The organism is Bradyrhizobium sp. 44 (genome assembly GCF_023073095.1).
Taxonomy (GTDB): domain Bacteria; phylum Pseudomonadota; class Alphaproteobacteria; order Rhizobiales; family Xanthobacteraceae; genus Bradyrhizobium.
Map to the genome: position 1 here is coordinate 65,310 of NZ_JADPIY010000011.1, position 14,165 is coordinate 79,474.

The following is a 14,165-nucleotide window of genomic DNA, read 5'->3' on the forward strand; positions in this document are numbered from 1 at the left end:
AGATCGCGACGAGCTCCGATTTCGACGGCCCATCACAATCAGCGAAGCTCATCCGTGAAACAGAGCAGACGTGTTTAGGGGTGGCGTGCTATGCACGCTATCAGCCTCGATCATTGGATACCCTTCGTGGTTGAGGTTAGGGCCGGAGAGAGGGTGCAAACTTTTCTTCGGCCTGTTTCTATGCTAGCATGGTTCTATGGCAAAGAAAACTGTGCTAGCAAAGAAAAAACGAGGTCCTCCCGCAACGGGCAAAGGCACGCAAGTTGTTGTCCGCATGCAGCCGTCGCCGTTAGCGGCCCTAGATCATTGGGTAACTCAGCAGTCTGATCAGCCGACGCGGGCCGAAGCCATCCGCCGCCTGGTCGAGATCGGACTAAGGCTTCGCCAAAAAAAGCCCAAGATCGACCAACGCGTTCTAGACCGGGCTGCCGATAGTATCGATCGAGGCACTGCTGAATTGCTCAAGATCGGAATGAAAACGCGACGTTGATCTCGAGCGTGGATTGAGATTGGATCAGTGCTTTAAGGACACCATGTCCAATGAGCGTTTACGATCCGCTGCGCCGCTGGCTCCAGAGTCTGCAACAGACTACTATCCAACTCACCTTTTCCGAGATCGAGGAAATTCTTGGAAGACCGCTACCTCGGTCGGCCTACAAGTTCAACGCTTGGTGGGGAAACGAAAGCTCGCTTAAGGCTGGGCACGGCCACGCAAAAGCGTGGACAAGCGCTGGATTTAAAACTGTTGGCGTTTCGCTAAGTCGGAAGACCGTCGAATTCCATCGCATCTAATTGCGCTGCGGAAGGGCGCGCCTGAGTCGGGGCTCGGCAATGGCAATCAACCGGATTAAGTGTGGATGACGGCATTGCCTTTGCGCGTCCGCTCCGATTGAGTCACGCCCCGAGAGCGGCTAAGAATGAGGGCGTTATGACTGAACGTGATCTGCTGGCCGAGATTGAAGAACAGGTTGTCAAAATCTCAGCCGAGAACCTGGCGATGCAGTTTGTCTTGACCTGCCTGCTTCAGAGACTCGGCGCGCTAAATGTGGGCTTTCGAGTCCCCATCTTGCAGGCGTTCGATGATGCCGCGAACCATGCTGAGTAATTCAGCATTGGCGCTGGAACCAAGGCCGGTCACCTCCCGGAGACTCTCCGCATCATCGAGCAAATGAGGTTGATGCTGGTAGGTGAAGACAAGCCGCGCCGCGAGGTTTAACGCCACAGGAGTCATGACAGTTCTTTCGGTTCGCAGAGGCTTGAGACTATTTGGACTAAAAACGGGTGCAGCAGCCCACTATCGATCAGGGCTCCCGCATCAGCGTCGCCCTCATCTGCGGCTCGTTTCAGGAGCCCGTCTATCTGCTCATCAGGTCGCCGCCCGTGCCTATTCACAACGGCGCAGACCCAGTTAGCAATGTCCCCCAGATCGTCCAGCGCGCCTGCAAGCTCGTCTCTGATCCAGCCTGCCGCATCAGTGGCGGGTGCAGCCGAGAACTATCCCGCGCGGATCGATGATGTACTCGCCCTCAAGGCCGGTCAGCAGGCATGGCGCACAGATGATGTTCGAAGCGGGCACGCACGCTTGCAGAATGATACCATCCGACCGGGGTTGCCTTTTGCCCGGTCCATCAAGCGTCAGGTCAATGCGGTCAATATTCTGATCTCCAAACATCGCGAACTTCAAAGCGATGTGGGGGGAAGCGTCCAGGACACTCCTGGCCGGTCGTCGCTACGCTGGCCGCGAAAAAGGTCCACGTCCCCGCCGAGATAGGGCGGCATCACCTTGCGCAAGAAGGCAAGCAGGCAAGGTCTCATCGGTGATGTAGCGCGCAAACGACCGCTGCGTCCAAACATTCACGAACCGGTATTGTGCTCGGGGATGTACGGCCTCCAGAGCAACGATTGCCTGCGCCGCATCTGCCCATAGGCCTTGCTTGGCAAGCAGTTCAAAACCCTTGAGGGATATTGCCCCCACGCCACGCCGCATGCAGCACGCTCGCCGGTCTCGCAGGCCTCCACCAAGCGATCGATCATCAGACATATCCCATGGCGGGGTAAGCGATTGGCCGATTCAAATTGGCGTTCGAGACCACGGGCGCTCCTCCAGGCTCGCTGAAGCACAGCGCCACCGCGTCGCCTTCATCGGGGCTGGGCATGCCGCGCTTCTTCATGTCGTCCTTGCTCTCCAGCAGAAGCCGACCGTCGCTCATGTAGCGGTACCCTGGGCCGCAGATGTCGGTTTGCAAGCTGTCACTGTCAGGCAGGGAGAAGTGAGAGCCCTCCAAGGCTGTCTTCAGGTGCGACCACATCTCAGCTCGGCGATTGGCAGGGCCGCCAGAAGGCTTGCCGCTGTCATCCAACGGCGGGGGATCGATCGGCTTTGAGCCGAAGTTGACGGCATTAAGCTGGCCACTACCGAATGAGCCGCCGTAGCCCTGTTCAACCAAACGGTCATAGATGCCGGCGCCAAGGCCGCCCACGTCGATATTCACCTTGGCTGGCTTGTCGTCCCGCATGATTTGAGCCACCCAGCCCGCAACCTGCATGGTGTCCAGGTCGTTCCGCTTTTCGATCCTCTCGATGCTGCTGCCACGACGCCAGGCAATGGCCGTGCTGTCAGCACCGAACCGGGCGGGATCGACGCCAACAATCAGCGGACCAGTGCCCTTGTGCTCCTTCTTGCGAGCACGCAACTCGAACGCAACCAGGACGATTTTGGTCGACGTCCCTTTGAGCTCGTTCTGCAACACCGAAAAATCCGTGGTGCCATCAGCGGCCGGTACCACGATTTCGCCATCGACGATCGCCGCGCTGGGCTCGATGTGCCAAGCATCTGCGGCGACCTTCTTGAAGCGGTTGGCCAGTCATGACCGCGGCGGGTGAACACGGTGACCGTCTCATTGGCGAGATGCACCTGGACGCGGTAGCCGTCGAACTTGATCTCATGGACCCAGCGTTCGCCGGACGGCACGCGGTCGATCGACGTCGCCAAGGCTGGCTCGATGAATCCGGGAAGCGGCGCCTTTACGCCGATTGCCTCCGGTTTCTTTCGCTGAAACGCCACTGCTAGACCAGGCGCAGGCTGAACTGCCGCGGGTCCTGGCCGGCGTAGGCGAGCGGCAAAGTCTGTAGCCGGTCCTCGCCCGTGTCTTGCGGGCAGCAGAGCCTAAACGCTTTGGTAAAACTGAACCCCGACTGAGTGTGCTTGTGGGGAGCGCTAACTCGGGGAGCGAGCTTGATTAACTGTGTTTCTTGCACTGACCGATGCTTCGGAACGAAGCCGTTTCATTGCCGATTACCGCACCCTGGATGAGCTTCACCAGTTCTCGACGGCAATGCTCGCTGAGGTGTTCGCAGTGGTAATGCTGGTCGTCGGCCAGCTGTACATCGAGCGAGCCTCCTCGCGCGAGCTCCAAGGTGAAGGCGTTCTCTACGAGGGGGCAGCCGCGCTCATCGGAGCGCGCTTTGGAGAGTTAACTGCCGATCGTTCGGAGATGCTGCAAGCGCGTGAGCGACGACCCGCTTCATGACGGACTTTGCTGCGTCCCTCAACTGCTCGCACTTCACAATCTGCTCGCGCAGTGTCGCAAGATGTTCGAGCATGTCTTTCATGAAGCGTTTCCCCGGCTGGAAAGCGCTACCGGCAAACTCGAACACCCGCAATTGTGTCTTAGTGCTCGGTCCGCCCGGGCTTTTGAGGCGACTGCGCCTGCTGCTTCTCGACGAACGTCAAGACAAGGCGTCGCGCGTCCTTGTCTGCGATCTTCTGGAAGGCGGTGATCAGGCGCAGCATCTGCAGATCTTCAACTCCTTGGGACATGGCAAAGACCTCATCGGAAAAACGGAACACTGAAATACGCGAAATTGTGCAGCCACTAATCCCGGAAAGGAACAATGGAACTTAGTTGAAAGTTAACCTCCGCTGGCTCACCGCCCGAGCTGGCGGAGCGGCCCCGGCCACCCTCAAGAGCCCCCCTGAAGCCGGGGCCGTGTCTCCGCCCGGCCGATAGTATGAGTAAGCGTATGCGTTCCTCGCCCTCGATCGTACCGGCCGATCGCCTCGATCGCGACATCGACCCTGTCCTTGAAGACTTTGGCGCCCGTGCCGGCTGCGCCTGACGCGAGACTGATGAAGCGGACACCGATCTCGAGACCGTGCTGCACGGCCCTCCTCTCCGGCCAGTATGCCTATCCGGTCCGGATCGTGTGCTTCAACGCGATGGAGGGAGGGTCCGGGACGTGACATCCGACGTCGCCGATGCGCTGGCCCAGCGCGCGGTCGACAACGACAACGAAGTCTCCCCGGCCCTCGCGGGCTTCATCAGCGTCAACGCGACCAGGCGGTTCGACATACAGCTCACGCTGCCGCTGAAGGGCGCCGCAGCATGATGTTTCGCGAGGGCAAGCCGGCAGGCCCTACGTCGCAAAGCGAGTGTGAGCACTTCATCCGCTGCCCGGTTTGCGGCAAGATGCTGGACATGCGCGAACTCGGCGACGTGCTCGACCATCTGCATGGGCAGGAGATCGAGGAAGAGCCCACGGCGCACTGATGGAAGGAAATGGACGTGGCATGCGCCCGCTGGGTTTGCGAAAATCATCCTGATCGCCCGTGGGACGGGCCGAAGGCCTGCGGCTGTGGCGGCGCCGGCGAGCCCTGCCCGGACTGCACCGATGCCGCTCCGGACGAGATGCCGGTGCTGCCGAAGGGTTTCGACCCCAGCCTCACCAGCATCGACGCGATGCGTCCGCTGGTCAGGAACGCGGCCGGGAAGCCGCGCCGGAAGCCGCGTTGACCGGATACCGGGGTTACTGGCCCACACCCCCACACGCCTATCGAACTTGAGTATCCGGGAATTTCTGCTCGTTAATGTGCACACAGTTCCAGCTAAATCATTGTTCCGTCGAAAGAAACGACTCGATTCGCAGGGTTTTCGTTGCTATTTTTTCCCGACCGGGGCTGGTCCATTTTCTTACCTTCATTTTTAACCCGGCCACTTTTGAAGAATGCGAGAGCCGCAGCGATGTACCCGCCGCGGCTCTTGTCTTGAGTGGTTAAAAGACCCTCTCCCGCGACCTCACGCCGATAGAATTTTCCCTTTGTGAGACCTATCTGACGATTATGCGTACAACGTTCGAATTTTGCCTGCCGACCGCCGCAAAGGCGGTGCCGAACGGCCCCGGCTGGATCCATGAAATCAAATATGACGGTTATCGCCTGCGCGTCGAGCGCCAGGGTAAGGCCGTGCGACTGATCACGCGCAACGGCCATGACTGGACGAAGCGCTTCCCCTGGATCGTCGAAGCGGCGCTGAAGAATCGCGAGCATCAATTCGTGGTCGACGGCGAGGCCGTGGTGCTCGGCGTGGACGGCGTGTCCGACTTCAACGCGCTGCATTCACGCAAGCACGACCACGAAGTGCAGCTCTACGCCTTCGACGCCCTCGCGCTCGGCAGCGGGGATCTGCGTTCACTGCCGCTGTCGATACGCAAGACGAATCTGGCTCGGCTGCTGCGCGGCCGGCCCGACGGCATGTTCGTCGCGCCGTTCGAGCCAGGCGAGATCGGCACCGAGCTGTTCGGCGCCGCCGCCCGCATGGGCCTAGAGAGCCTGGTGTCCAAGCGCCGAGATCGCCGCTACAGCGGCGGCCGGTCGAAAGACTGGATCAATGTGAAGAACCGGACCCATCCGGGCGATGACGCGGGTAATGAAGTCATTTGGCTGAGAGAGCTTTCGCCAGGAAAACGTTGGTGGCCGACTCAATCGATTTTGAACACGACGCCGATGCGAGTATCGCCAGACCAGACTAGACGACAAACTCTAATGATGCGGTCTCTTTCCAACATCAACTTGAATGTGGCCGGCATGTACAGCTTCGTCGGTAACTCGATCCCCGCGCCGTTCTCTGAGATGTTGAACACGCGGCAACGTCGGCTGCCTCCATCTCCGAAAATGTAGGCTGCTAAGTCCACATCCGAACGATCAAGCTTGCGGCGGTCGGACATCGATCATCCCTGAGTTAACGAGGATGAGTCGTCTACTTTCCTAGCCGATGTTATTTCAAGTAATCTGAACTGCCTTGCGATCCGCGTTGCCAAATGGGATCGCTCCCTGGCTAGCTCACTTCGATACTCGGACAGGTCATGTCCGTCCTGCTCAAGAACCTCGATCAGAAGTGTCTGATCGTGCACATAAGTCGACTTGTCAGCGATCTCTCGCGTCAAAACAGTGAGCTCATCATCATTGTCTGGGGTCACGGCAATCTCATTTGTACAATGGGGCGGCGCTGAAAGGCCTTTATCTTACATCCATAGTACTTAAAGAGAGTTACGCGAGTCCCGTGGACCGCCCTACCTTGGGACGCCGGCGCGGCAACGAAACAAGCTCGGTCCGCAAAGCAAGTCCGGACACGTTCGCTCCTCAACACCTCGAACGCGTCATTTACCATCTTGATGTAGCATGATGGTCCGCAGCGCTTTTGCTGGCTTGAAATCAATGTCCAACAATCGACAAGAAGTCCGTCCGTGGTCACATGAAGAAGAGGCACAACTGCTTGCGCTGCTCGATCAAGGGAAGACTGCAACCGAGATCGGCGAGCGGCTTGGTCGGTCGCGTCAGGCCGTCTATGGTCGACTGCAACGTTTCCGCAAGCAGCGAGGCCGAGTAAACCGCACCAGCGGACGCGCGTTCGCGCAATGAATCGGATGACGTACGAACCATCCCTGCGGCAAGCTGCCGCTGTTCGGGCCTAGCCGCCTCGCATGTTCGTGGCGCCGTTCGCGAAGGGAAAGGAGTCGGCCCATGCCTGTTTCTCCCGCCGCGTGGGGCCTCGAGGGCCTGGTGTCGAAACGCCGCGATCGCCGCTACGGCGGCTCCCGGTCGAAAGACTGGATCAAGGTCAAGAACCGGACGCATCCGGCGATGACGCGGGTGATGGATGCGTACAAATGAATGGCCTTCTGGAGGCGACTTCCGCTGCTAACCTTGCTTGGTTAGGTTAATCCAACGGCTAGCTTGCCTCCGCCGATACGTTCTCGCACAATAAAGATATACAGGGCCGGCAGCCTAAATTCATTTCAAGGATTTTTACCGGTCGGTCCGCCAAGCGTCATTTGTACTGCAGCCTATTTTAAACCGTTACGAGGACATCATGAGCGACTCGGATCAGACACGCAGTGATTGCCAGTTGGATTCCATTGAGGTGATCGAGGAACGCCTCGCGATGATTGTTGATATGCAACGCCGTCTTGAAAAATGGATTGCTCGGACCAGACCAGCCCGCAAGCCCGTCTGGCTCCACTGATATATCAGCGCCGGTTTAGCTCAGTGGCAGAGCGCCGTCCCTGTATGGCGGAGGTCGGAGGTTCGATTCCTCTCAACTGGCACCACTTACTTTTGACGCCGGCGCGCGTCGATTGGTTTCGCCCTTTCTCGATGCGGTTTGACTCCATGAGCTACGAGCAGTTGAGCGACGCCAGCCTTCTGTATCACTACGAGAACATCAGACAGCAGGCCGCGGCCGACATAAGCAACGGTCGATACCATTTTTTGGGTGAAGCGGCCAAACAGCGAGCCGAGGAAATTCGCAGGGAGATTGATCGCCGGGATCTCTTTGCGCTGCCAATCAATTGGCCGTCTCAGTCGGAGTAGTCAATTCCGCCATTGCCAAGCCTCAATCCACATCAAGTTCCCGGCTCCGCTTCTTTTTTTTGACCTGGAGCAACCAAACAAGCCACCCGGCGTCTCTTGGAGAGAGGCGATTCGATGTGGCTACCTTTTTTCTCAAAGCCGGCGCGGCTGTCGGAAGAAGAGATTAGCAAGGCTATGGATGAACTTCGGAACTTGCGGCTTGAAGTCGCGGTGACGGAACTCGAGTCTGCAATTCGGCATGCTAACGTGCGAGTGCTACACCCGAGAGGAGTCAACGGGTCCCGCCCTTACCCCTCGTTGACCGGCCGATCGCAACGGTAGGTGAGTGGCTTCGCAACGGACCAGTAATGTGAAGTTTGAGTTCCCAACGATCACAACGGCGAATGCATTAAAGCCTGGCGAGAGCGCGCGAACAGGGGACGACGGGTTGCGTCACGCCGATGCGGCGAACATTCAGCGGAGGCACACAAAAGGTCGCCGCTGGCATGTCCAGATCATTTGGGCCGTCGCAGTTGTCGTAGCAATGCTAGGATGGATCAGCGCGATCGGCTGGGCATTCTGGAAGTTGGTGCAATGGCTTTTTGGATAAAAACGGCCGCAAGTTTAGAACCAAATCTGCGGGCGGTGTGGTCTCGCAAGCGGGGTTGTGTGGAGCTAGCAGAGGGGGACGTGATTGCGTTACATCTCGTAGTCGCGCGACTGAAAGAGGCCGGGGTTGGGGTACGGTTTTACGGACGACTTCGACGTTGGGACGGCACGTCGCCGGTGTGGACGTTGCTGGCGCGGGAGAGGCACTGAGCCCGCCGACTTTTCAGAGCTCGGCTCCGCTCTACCGAGTGCTGCCCCCGCGACACTTTCGTCCTGCTCGTTGTCACTTCTCGTAGCTATGTCCGCGGGAAGGCAGATAGGAGATAGCAAAAAGCCATGCTTTGCCAGGTTGTTGAATAGCGCCTGTCAATCGGCCCTTTAATTGCGGTTTGTTGTCAAGCTACCATTCTTCCTCTCTCCAGTGACACGCCGGTAGCGATTGCTCCGTCGGAGCTGGTCAGGTTGCGGAGACGGAGCGATCGCGGATGGCGAGACGATTGCCTAGCGGGATTGGCAATCGACGTCGTTAGCGGCTTCGTCGGGTTAGGTTGATGTCGTAGCTGGGGTCATGGTCCTTTCCGAGGTCGCGAGCGCCTCATGATGATGTCCGGATCGGGCGCCTCAACGTTTGCAGCGGAGTGCGGGCGAACCGCCACCAGCCGATTGACCGAGGTCACCACGACCACCGTCCCAGCGGGACATCGCCAGTCCGGCGGACCGGACCAGGAACTTGCGAGCAAATATCAGATTGGCTTCGGCTGGCCCCAGTCGAACGATGTGCCATCGACCCAGATGCAGTGGAGAATCACGGCGATCTTTCGGGCGATGGCGACCTTTGCCTTCTTCATGCCGATCCGCTTGGCGAGCTTCATGCCCCAGGCCTTTAAGGAAGACCACTTTTTGGTTCGATAAAGAAGGACAGTGGCGGCCTCGAACAAGTAAGTTCGGAGAAGCCGGTCGCCCCATCGAGATATCTTTCCGTTGGTGTCGGTTTCGCCGGATTGGCTGCGCCTCGGCGTAAGGCCTAGGTAGGCGCCGACCGTAGAAGCCGATCGGAAGCGCGAGGGGTCATCGATCGTGTGGCGGAACGTTAGGGCCGTCACGACACCGACCCCCGGGACCGTCATCAGGCGACGCGTCGTCTCGTCCAGCTTTGCCAACCGGCGGACCTCGTTGTCGAACTTACCTTGTTGCTGACAAACGTTCTCGTGGATCGAGAGCAGCGGCGATATCACGCTGAGAAGCAAATGATCGGCGCCCAAGAGTTCGCTGACCTGGTTGCGGAACTGTTGGCCGATCGCGCGAGGGAATAGCAATCCACATTCCTTGATCAAGCTGCGAACCTGGTTCTCGATGTCTCGGCGCATGGACACTAGCCGAGATCTGGCGACAAGGATCGCTCGGATCTTCTGGCTTTCCTCACTTTTGACTTTGACCTCTCGATACCATCCAACCCGCACCAGTTCGGCAAGGCCTCGCGCATCATTCTGATCGCTCTTGTTCATTCGGACCGACAAAGCTGCGTGCGCATGCCGAGCGTCGATGCAGACCACCGGAAGCTCAACCCTGCGGAGTTCATGCCATAGCCAACTCGCCATCGCACCGGTCTCGAAGCCGATACGCTCGGCATGAGGCGCATGTTTGCTAAGCAGGTCAGTCAAGGCACCAGGATTAGACTTGGCTTTTCCTTCGAAGATTACTTGACCGGTCTCGTTGACAACGCACACAGCGGTTTCTCTCTGTGAGACGTCCAGCCCGACGTACTGCTTCATGGGAACTCCTTCGAATCATTTGATTGCGAGGGCTCAACGATAACGGAGCTTGTCTGCCACGAGCGCCGACCGCAATTACGTCATCGTGTTCAAATTTGACCCTGTATCGGCGTCCAATTTTAACCCCTTCGAGCGGCGGGTTTTGGCGGTAGCGCTCGCACCGTCGGAGCTGGTCGGGGTTGCGGAGACGATGCGAGCGCGGGTTGCGTGATCGTCGTCGCGGCTTTTGAAGCGCCAGCTGTCGTTGCCGGTCTCGACGATGTCGCAATGGTGGGTCAGGCGATCGAGAAGCGCGGTGGTCATTTTGGCGTCGCCGAACACGCTGGGCCATTCACCGAACGCGAGATTGGTGGTGACGACGATGGACGTGCGCTCGTAGAGCCGGCTGACGAGGTGGAACAGGAGCTGGCCGCCGGATTGGGCGAACGGTAGATAACCGAGTTCGTCGAGGACGATGAAGTCCATCCGGGTCAAATGCTCGGCGATCCGACCTTGCCGTCCATTGCGGGTCTCGATCTCCAGACGGTTGACGAGGTCGACCACGTTGTAGAAGCGGCCGCGGGCACCGGATCGGATGCAGCTTCTGGCGATTGCGATGGCCATATGTGTTTTGCCGGTGCCGGTACCGCCGATCAGCACGGCGTTACGTTGCTGGGCGATGAAGCCGCCGCCGGCGAGATCATTGACCAGCGTCTGGTTGATGGGTGTGCCTTCGAACTGGAAGTCCTCGAGATCCTTGGCCAGCGGCAGCTTGGCGATGGTGAGCTGGTACTTAATCGAGCGGGCCTGCTTCTCGTTGATCTCGGCGTTGAGCAGGTCGCCGACAATGCGCTGGGGTTCGTGCTGGCGTTTGACAGCGGTCGCCATGATCTCGTCGAAGGCAGCCTTCATGCCGTAGAGTTTGAGCTCGCCCATGAGGTCGGAGAGTTGAGTACGTTCCATCAGATGGCTCTCCTGAGGTTGTCGTAACGGGCACAGTCGGCGATCGGGGCGTGGCGCAATGTCAGTGCGGCCGGGGTGAGAATGTTGGCTGGCGGCGCAGGATCACGCTGGCGGGCCAGGATGTTGAGCACGACATCGGCGGAATGAACGCCGTGAGCGATCGCCTCGGCGCAGGCTGCTTCGACGGCCGGCAAGCCGTCGGTCAGAACCGCGTTGAGGATATCGACCATCTGCCGGTTGCCATCGTCGGCACTGGTAAGCTTACGCCGCACACGTTCGATCGCAGCCGGAAGCACCCAGTCCTTGAAGGGAGCGCCGTTGCGCAAGGCACCGGGTTTGCGAGCCAGTACCGGCACGTAATGCCAGGGATCATAGGTCGTCTCGCCGCGGCCGAACGAGCGAGCATGCTCGGCAACGATGCGTCCGTCCTGACGGATCACAATGCGGTCGGCGTAGGCGTGAACCTCAACAGGCCGCCCGACAGCGCTGGCCGTGACCGAGTATTTATTGTTGTCGAACCGCACCAGACAGGTCGTCGAGACCGATGCCGGCACCGCGTGGAATCCGTCGAACCGGCCGGCATAGGGAACGAGCTTCGGTCGCTCGGCTTCGAACACCTCCCAGACCGTCTGTTCGGCCAGTTCTGGATGCCGGTGCGCCTTGGCGAAGGCGATGCACTTGTCCAGCAGCCACGCGTTCAACTCGTCGAGGGTTTTGAACCGCAGCCGCGGCGTGAAGAGGCGCTCCCGGACAAGCCCAACCTGGTTCTCGACCTGGCCCTTCTCCCAGCCCGACGCTGGCGTGCAGGCAACCGGATCGACCAGGTAGTGGCTGCACATCTGCATGAAGCGGCGATTGTAGAGACGCCCTTTGCCGACGAAGATCGTCTCCACCGCCGTCTTCATGTTGTCGTAGATGCCGCGCACGCAGGTGCCCTTGAACAGGGCGAACGCCCGGTCGTGGGCGTCGAACACCATCTCCTGTGTCTCCCGCGGATAGCAACGCACGAACAGCATCCGGCTGTGGCAGAGCCGGACATGGGCGGCCTTCACCATCACCGTCACGCCATTGAGCAGGACGACCTCGTGGCTCCAGTCAAACTGGTAAGCTTCTCCGGGCGCAAAGCTAAGCGGGACGTAGGCAGCGGCCGTGGATTGTCCGCGCTCCTTGCTCCATCGCCTGGCGTAGCGCCGCACGGCGTCGTAACCGCCGTCATAGCCGCGCTCACGCAGGTCCTCGAAGATCCGGATCGATGTCAGTTGCTCGCGAGCGGACTTGCCCGCGTTCCCTGACAACAACCCGTCGAGTTCTGCTGCCCATCGTCCCAGCTTCGGCCGCGGCTGGACAACACGCTCGTACTCGAATGAGGTCTCTCCCGATCTCAGCACCTTCCGGACTGTGTTCCGCGACACCTTCAGGTCACGGGCGATCTCCTTGATCGTCTTGCCCTTGATGAAGTGCTCGCGCCGTATCCGGGCGATTGTCTCCACGATCAGCATCCCCGACCACCTGCTTCATGACGAAGCAGGCAGCGCAACAGACCAACCTGTAGGGGGTCAATTTTGGACGCCGATCCCCCGGCTTAGGGGGTCAATATTGCAGGCCGAATGACAAGCGCTATCCCGCCACAAAAGCAGACCGCGTTCTCCGCTTCGTCTTCGACGTTGGAGCTGCGGCTGCCCGCTTCGAGCGAATGCGCTCCAGTAGGAGCCCGGCTGGTTCGTCGTTCGGATCCTGCGGCACCAGTTCACCCTTGAACGCCTTGGTCAGGATTGCCGCCTCCAGCCGGTCGAGCAGCGCGCGTGCGCGCGCGGCTTCTTCTTCGAGATGATCAGCGCATGCGAAAGTAGCGTCTAGAACCTCGAGCCAGCAGAAATTTGGCTGGCAACCGGAGCGTCATACTCAGGCAATAGCGCTTGCGAGGCTGCCAATAGGCCCTCAGAACCGAGCTTGGGATGAGACGACCGACTAGGACCGCTCGACGAGGTAGTTGCCGTCCAGCATGGTGCATTGCACGTCGCTTGGTTTATCGGCCTCAGGTTTGCGGACGTCGGTAGTAAGCTTGCTTCTTCCTGGACGTCTTCTCGAAACGGAAGTGAACTGGTTCACACACGGGCTTCAGGGCCGGGCCTAGATTGTATTTGCTGAAGACACGGGCTCAGCGGCCCGACCCTATAGATGTGAGAACGGAGCTGATTTCGCGGATCAGCCGCACCATTGATCCAGAGCGAATACCGCCGCACATTCTCCTGCAGCGGAGGCGTCAACGACAATGGCGGGCATAGACACTCAAGATCGATGATACTCAAAACCGAGGAAAAGGAGGGGTCATGACGGGCAACACCGGCAACACCAACCAGACGATCATCCCGTACATGTCTTCGGAAGATATTGAAAAAGGGACACACTGGTCGTCCTCAATTCGGCACGAGCTAGACAGCACTAGTTTCGGAATATTGATCCTCACGCCCGAAAACACAGAGTCGCCTTGGCTCCACTTCGAAGCTGGCGCGATTGCAAAGTCCGTAATCGACGGCCGCGTTGCACCAATCCTTTTCGGATTGAAGCCATCGGACATCGCTCAGCGATAGCGCTTTTCCAAGCCACGGCCTTTGAGAGAGACGAAATTTTTAGGCTGTTGAAGACCATCAATCAAGCCGCCGGCGAGTTCGGCAGGACTGAGAAGCAGCTGGATACGGTCTTCAGCACGTTCTGGCCTCAGCTAGAGCAAGCTATCCAGCCGAAACTACAGCAGCTCAAAAGAACGCCTCGGAAGGCCGAAGTTCAACAGCAGGAAACAGATCGGATTCTCCAGGAGCTTCTGCTGCTGAACCGCCAACAGCTCCGCAAACTGTCCAATCCGGACGAACTGTTTGGCAAAGAGTTGCTTGGCTTGCCTCTCCGGATCGTGCACGAGCCGGAAGGAGCAGCCATACGCTTGGCTAACAACGAACGAGATTTGGCAATGGCGCTTTGCGGCGATGGAGCCACGTAGCCCGGACCCTCCGCTCTCGCGAGGTTCAGCTCAATCAAGACGCTCAAGAAGCCATCTACCGTTGCACAACCTACCTGACCGAATTTCAGGCGATTTTGTCCGGCACAGCCACGCCTGATTCGTACGCATCCGGCGAAGGCCCCCGGCTAGGCCGCTTTCGGGAAGGCTGAACGCGCTCAAGCTGCGTGAGCGACGCTTTGGGGCTGCCAATTCCAAGGCA

At 59.1% G+C, this 14,165-nt stretch carries 17 protein-coding genes, 1 tRNA gene and 3 pseudogenes; 15 read left to right on the forward strand and 6 right to left on the reverse strand.

Translation table 11 applies throughout. The annotated features are described in order from the left end of the window. The first annotated feature begins 196 nt into the window (after positions 1-196). Both IVB41_RS10560 and IVB41_RS10565 read left to right on the forward strand, forming a co-directional pair. The gene (locus IVB41_RS10560) at positions 197-490 is read left to right on the forward strand and encodes a hypothetical protein (protein WP_247430727.1); all 294 of its coding nucleotides are present in this window, start codon (positions 197-199) and stop codon (positions 488-490) included. Positions 491-928: 438 nt separating this feature from the next. Next, positions 929-1,105, forward strand: coding sequence for a hypothetical protein (locus IVB41_RS10565; RefSeq protein ID WP_247430730.1), 177 nt, complete (start codon positions 929-931; stop codon positions 1,103-1,105). Positions 1,106-1,471: 366 nt separating this feature from the next. On the opposite strand, the gene IVB41_RS10570 is transcribed toward IVB41_RS10565, so the two are convergent. Together IVB41_RS10570 and IVB41_RS10575 are read right to left on the reverse strand one after the other, a co-directional pair. After that, positions 1,472-1,672: a hypothetical protein gene (locus tag IVB41_RS10570; protein WP_197031162.1), complete on the reverse strand. Its 201-nt coding sequence runs from the start codon at positions 1,670-1,672 to the stop codon at positions 1,472-1,474. 1,018 nt (positions 1,673-2,690) lie between these two features. Further along, positions 2,691-3,064, reverse strand: a pseudogene (locus tag IVB41_RS10575) (DNA ligase); the annotation flags it as partial. Positions 3,065-3,245: 181 nt separating this feature from the next. On the opposite strand from IVB41_RS10575, the gene IVB41_RS10580 reads away from it, so the two are divergent. From IVB41_RS10580 to IVB41_RS10605, 6 genes and pseudogenes are all read left to right on the forward strand, one after another. Next, positions 3,246-3,530, forward strand: a complete 285-nt coding sequence (locus IVB41_RS10580; protein ID WP_247430733.1) for a hypothetical protein — start codon at positions 3,246-3,248, stop codon at positions 3,528-3,530. An 80-nt stretch (positions 3,531-3,610) separates the two neighbouring features. Then, positions 3,611-3,853, forward strand: a complete 243-nt coding sequence (locus tag IVB41_RS10585; RefSeq protein WP_247430736.1) for a hypothetical protein — start codon at positions 3,611-3,613, stop codon at positions 3,851-3,853. Between the two features lie 170 nt (positions 3,854-4,023). After that, positions 4,024-4,389 (forward strand): annotated as a pseudogene (locus tag IVB41_RS10590) (hypothetical protein). Beyond that, positions 4,386-4,550, forward strand: coding sequence for a hypothetical protein (locus IVB41_RS10595; RefSeq protein ID WP_247430740.1), 165 nt, complete (start codon positions 4,386-4,388; stop codon positions 4,548-4,550). The pseudogene IVB41_RS10590 and the gene IVB41_RS10595 overlap by 4 nt, the downstream one beginning before the upstream one ends. Before the next feature lie 15 nt (positions 4,551-4,565). Continuing rightward, positions 4,566-4,793 (forward strand): hypothetical protein, encoded by a 228-nt coding sequence (locus IVB41_RS10600; RefSeq protein ID WP_155809799.1) that lies wholly within the window; start codon positions 4,566-4,568, stop codon positions 4,791-4,793. A gap of 326 nt (positions 4,794-5,119) precedes the next feature. Next, a pseudogene (locus IVB41_RS10605) lies at positions 5,120-5,614 on the forward strand (DNA ligase); the annotation flags it as partial. A 143-nt stretch (positions 5,615-5,757) separates the two neighbouring features. Here IVB41_RS10605 and IVB41_RS10610 read toward each other — a convergent pair. Continuing rightward, on the reverse strand, positions 5,758-6,003 hold the full coding sequence (locus IVB41_RS10610; RefSeq protein WP_051462829.1) for a PilZ domain-containing protein: 246 nt from the start codon (positions 6,001-6,003) through the stop codon (positions 5,758-5,760). 454 nt (positions 6,004-6,457) lie between these two features. Here IVB41_RS10610 and IVB41_RS10615 point away from each other — a divergent pair, with 454 nt between their 5' ends. The 5 genes from IVB41_RS10615 (at position 6,458) to IVB41_RS10635 (ending at position 7,648) form a co-directional block, all read left to right on the forward strand. Then, entirely contained in the window at positions 6,458-6,697 is a 240-nt protein-coding gene (locus IVB41_RS10615; RefSeq protein WP_081747888.1) for a helix-turn-helix domain-containing protein, read from the forward strand. 102 nt (positions 6,698-6,799) lie between these two features. Then, a complete protein-coding gene (locus IVB41_RS10620; RefSeq protein ID WP_245287813.1) occupies positions 6,800-6,949 on the forward strand; it encodes a hypothetical protein in 150 nt (49 codons plus the stop codon). Positions 6,950-7,148: 199 nt separating this feature from the next. Further along, on the forward strand, positions 7,149-7,301 hold the full coding sequence (locus tag IVB41_RS10625; RefSeq protein WP_155809798.1) for a hypothetical protein: 153 nt from the start codon (positions 7,149-7,151) through the stop codon (positions 7,299-7,301). 9 nt (positions 7,302-7,310) lie between these two features. Continuing rightward, positions 7,311-7,386 (forward strand) — tRNA-Thr (locus IVB41_RS10630). A 61-nt stretch (positions 7,387-7,447) separates the two neighbouring features. Further along, positions 7,448-7,648 (forward strand): hypothetical protein, encoded by a 201-nt coding sequence (locus tag IVB41_RS10635; protein WP_027568210.1) that lies wholly within the window; start codon positions 7,448-7,450, stop codon positions 7,646-7,648. Positions 7,649-8,979: 1,331 nt separating this feature from the next. Here IVB41_RS10635 and IVB41_RS10640 read toward each other — a convergent pair. From IVB41_RS10640 to istA, 3 genes are all read right to left on the reverse strand, one after another. After that, entirely contained in the window at positions 8,980-10,008 is a 1,029-nt protein-coding gene (locus IVB41_RS10640; protein WP_247412359.1) for an IS110 family transposase, read from the reverse strand. Positions 10,009-10,083: 75 nt separating this feature from the next. After that, a complete protein-coding gene (istB, locus tag IVB41_RS10645) occupies positions 10,084-10,950 on the reverse strand; it encodes an IS21-like element helper ATPase IstB (RefSeq protein ID WP_346770819.1) in 867 nt (288 codons plus the stop codon). Continuing rightward, positions 10,950-12,449, reverse strand: a complete 1,500-nt coding sequence (gene istA / locus IVB41_RS10650; protein WP_247430743.1) for an IS21 family transposase — start codon at positions 12,447-12,449, stop codon at positions 10,950-10,952. Before istA ends, istB begins: the two co-directional genes overlap by 1 nt. A gap of 831 nt (positions 12,450-13,280) precedes the next feature. On the opposite strand from istA, the gene IVB41_RS10655 reads away from it, so the two are divergent. Both IVB41_RS10655 and IVB41_RS10660 read left to right on the forward strand, forming a co-directional pair. After that, positions 13,281-13,541, forward strand: coding sequence for a toll/interleukin-1 receptor domain-containing protein (locus IVB41_RS10655; protein ID WP_247430746.1), 261 nt, complete (start codon positions 13,281-13,283; stop codon positions 13,539-13,541). Positions 13,542-13,588: 47 nt separating this feature from the next. Beyond that, positions 13,589-13,945 carry a hypothetical protein gene (locus tag IVB41_RS10660; protein ID WP_247430750.1) on the forward strand — a complete coding sequence of 119 codons (357 nt, stop codon included), beginning with the start codon at positions 13,589-13,591 and terminating at the stop codon, positions 13,943-13,945. Positions 13,946-14,165: the final 220 nt, after the last annotated feature.

Excerpts from the sequence above, each read along its gene's own strand:
- IVB41_RS10655 (WP_247430746.1), top strand. The coding sequence starts at position 13,281 with ATGACGGGCAACACCGGCAACACCAACCAGACGATCATCCCGTACATG.
- istA (WP_247430743.1), bottom strand. The coding sequence starts at position 12,449 with ATGCTGATCGTGGAGACAATCGCCCGGATACGGCGCGAGCACTTCATC.
- IVB41_RS10560 (WP_247430727.1), top strand. The coding sequence starts at position 197 with ATGGCAAAGAAAACTGTGCTAGCAAAGAAAAAACGAGGTCCTCCCGCA.
- istB (WP_346770819.1), bottom strand. The coding sequence starts at position 10,950 with ATGGAACGTACTCAACTCTCCGACCTCATGGGCGAGCTCAAACTCTAC.
- IVB41_RS10615 (WP_081747888.1), top strand. The coding sequence starts at position 6,458 with ATGATGGTCCGCAGCGCTTTTGCTGGCTTGAAATCAATGTCCAACAAT.
- IVB41_RS10635 (WP_027568210.1), top strand. The coding sequence starts at position 7,448 with ATGAGCTACGAGCAGTTGAGCGACGCCAGCCTTCTGTATCACTACGAG.
- IVB41_RS10640 (WP_247412359.1), bottom strand. The coding sequence starts at position 10,008 with ATGAAGCAGTACGTCGGGCTGGACGTCTCACAGAGAGAAACCGCTGTG.
- IVB41_RS10570 (WP_197031162.1), bottom strand. The coding sequence starts at position 1,672 with ATGTTTGGAGATCAGAATATTGACCGCATTGACCTGACGCTTGATGGA.
- IVB41_RS10595 (WP_247430740.1), top strand. The coding sequence starts at position 4,386 with ATGATGTTTCGCGAGGGCAAGCCGGCAGGCCCTACGTCGCAAAGCGAG.
- IVB41_RS10620 (WP_245287813.1), top strand. The coding sequence starts at position 6,800 with ATGCCTGTTTCTCCCGCCGCGTGGGGCCTCGAGGGCCTGGTGTCGAAA.
- IVB41_RS10610 (WP_051462829.1), bottom strand. The coding sequence starts at position 6,003 with ATGTCCGACCGCCGCAAGCTTGATCGTTCGGATGTGGACTTAGCAGCC.
- IVB41_RS10585 (WP_247430736.1), top strand. The coding sequence starts at position 3,611 with ATGAAGCGTTTCCCCGGCTGGAAAGCGCTACCGGCAAACTCGAACACC.
- IVB41_RS10565 (WP_247430730.1), top strand. The coding sequence starts at position 929 with ATGACTGAACGTGATCTGCTGGCCGAGATTGAAGAACAGGTTGTCAAA.
- IVB41_RS10625 (WP_155809798.1), top strand. The coding sequence starts at position 7,149 with ATGAGCGACTCGGATCAGACACGCAGTGATTGCCAGTTGGATTCCATT.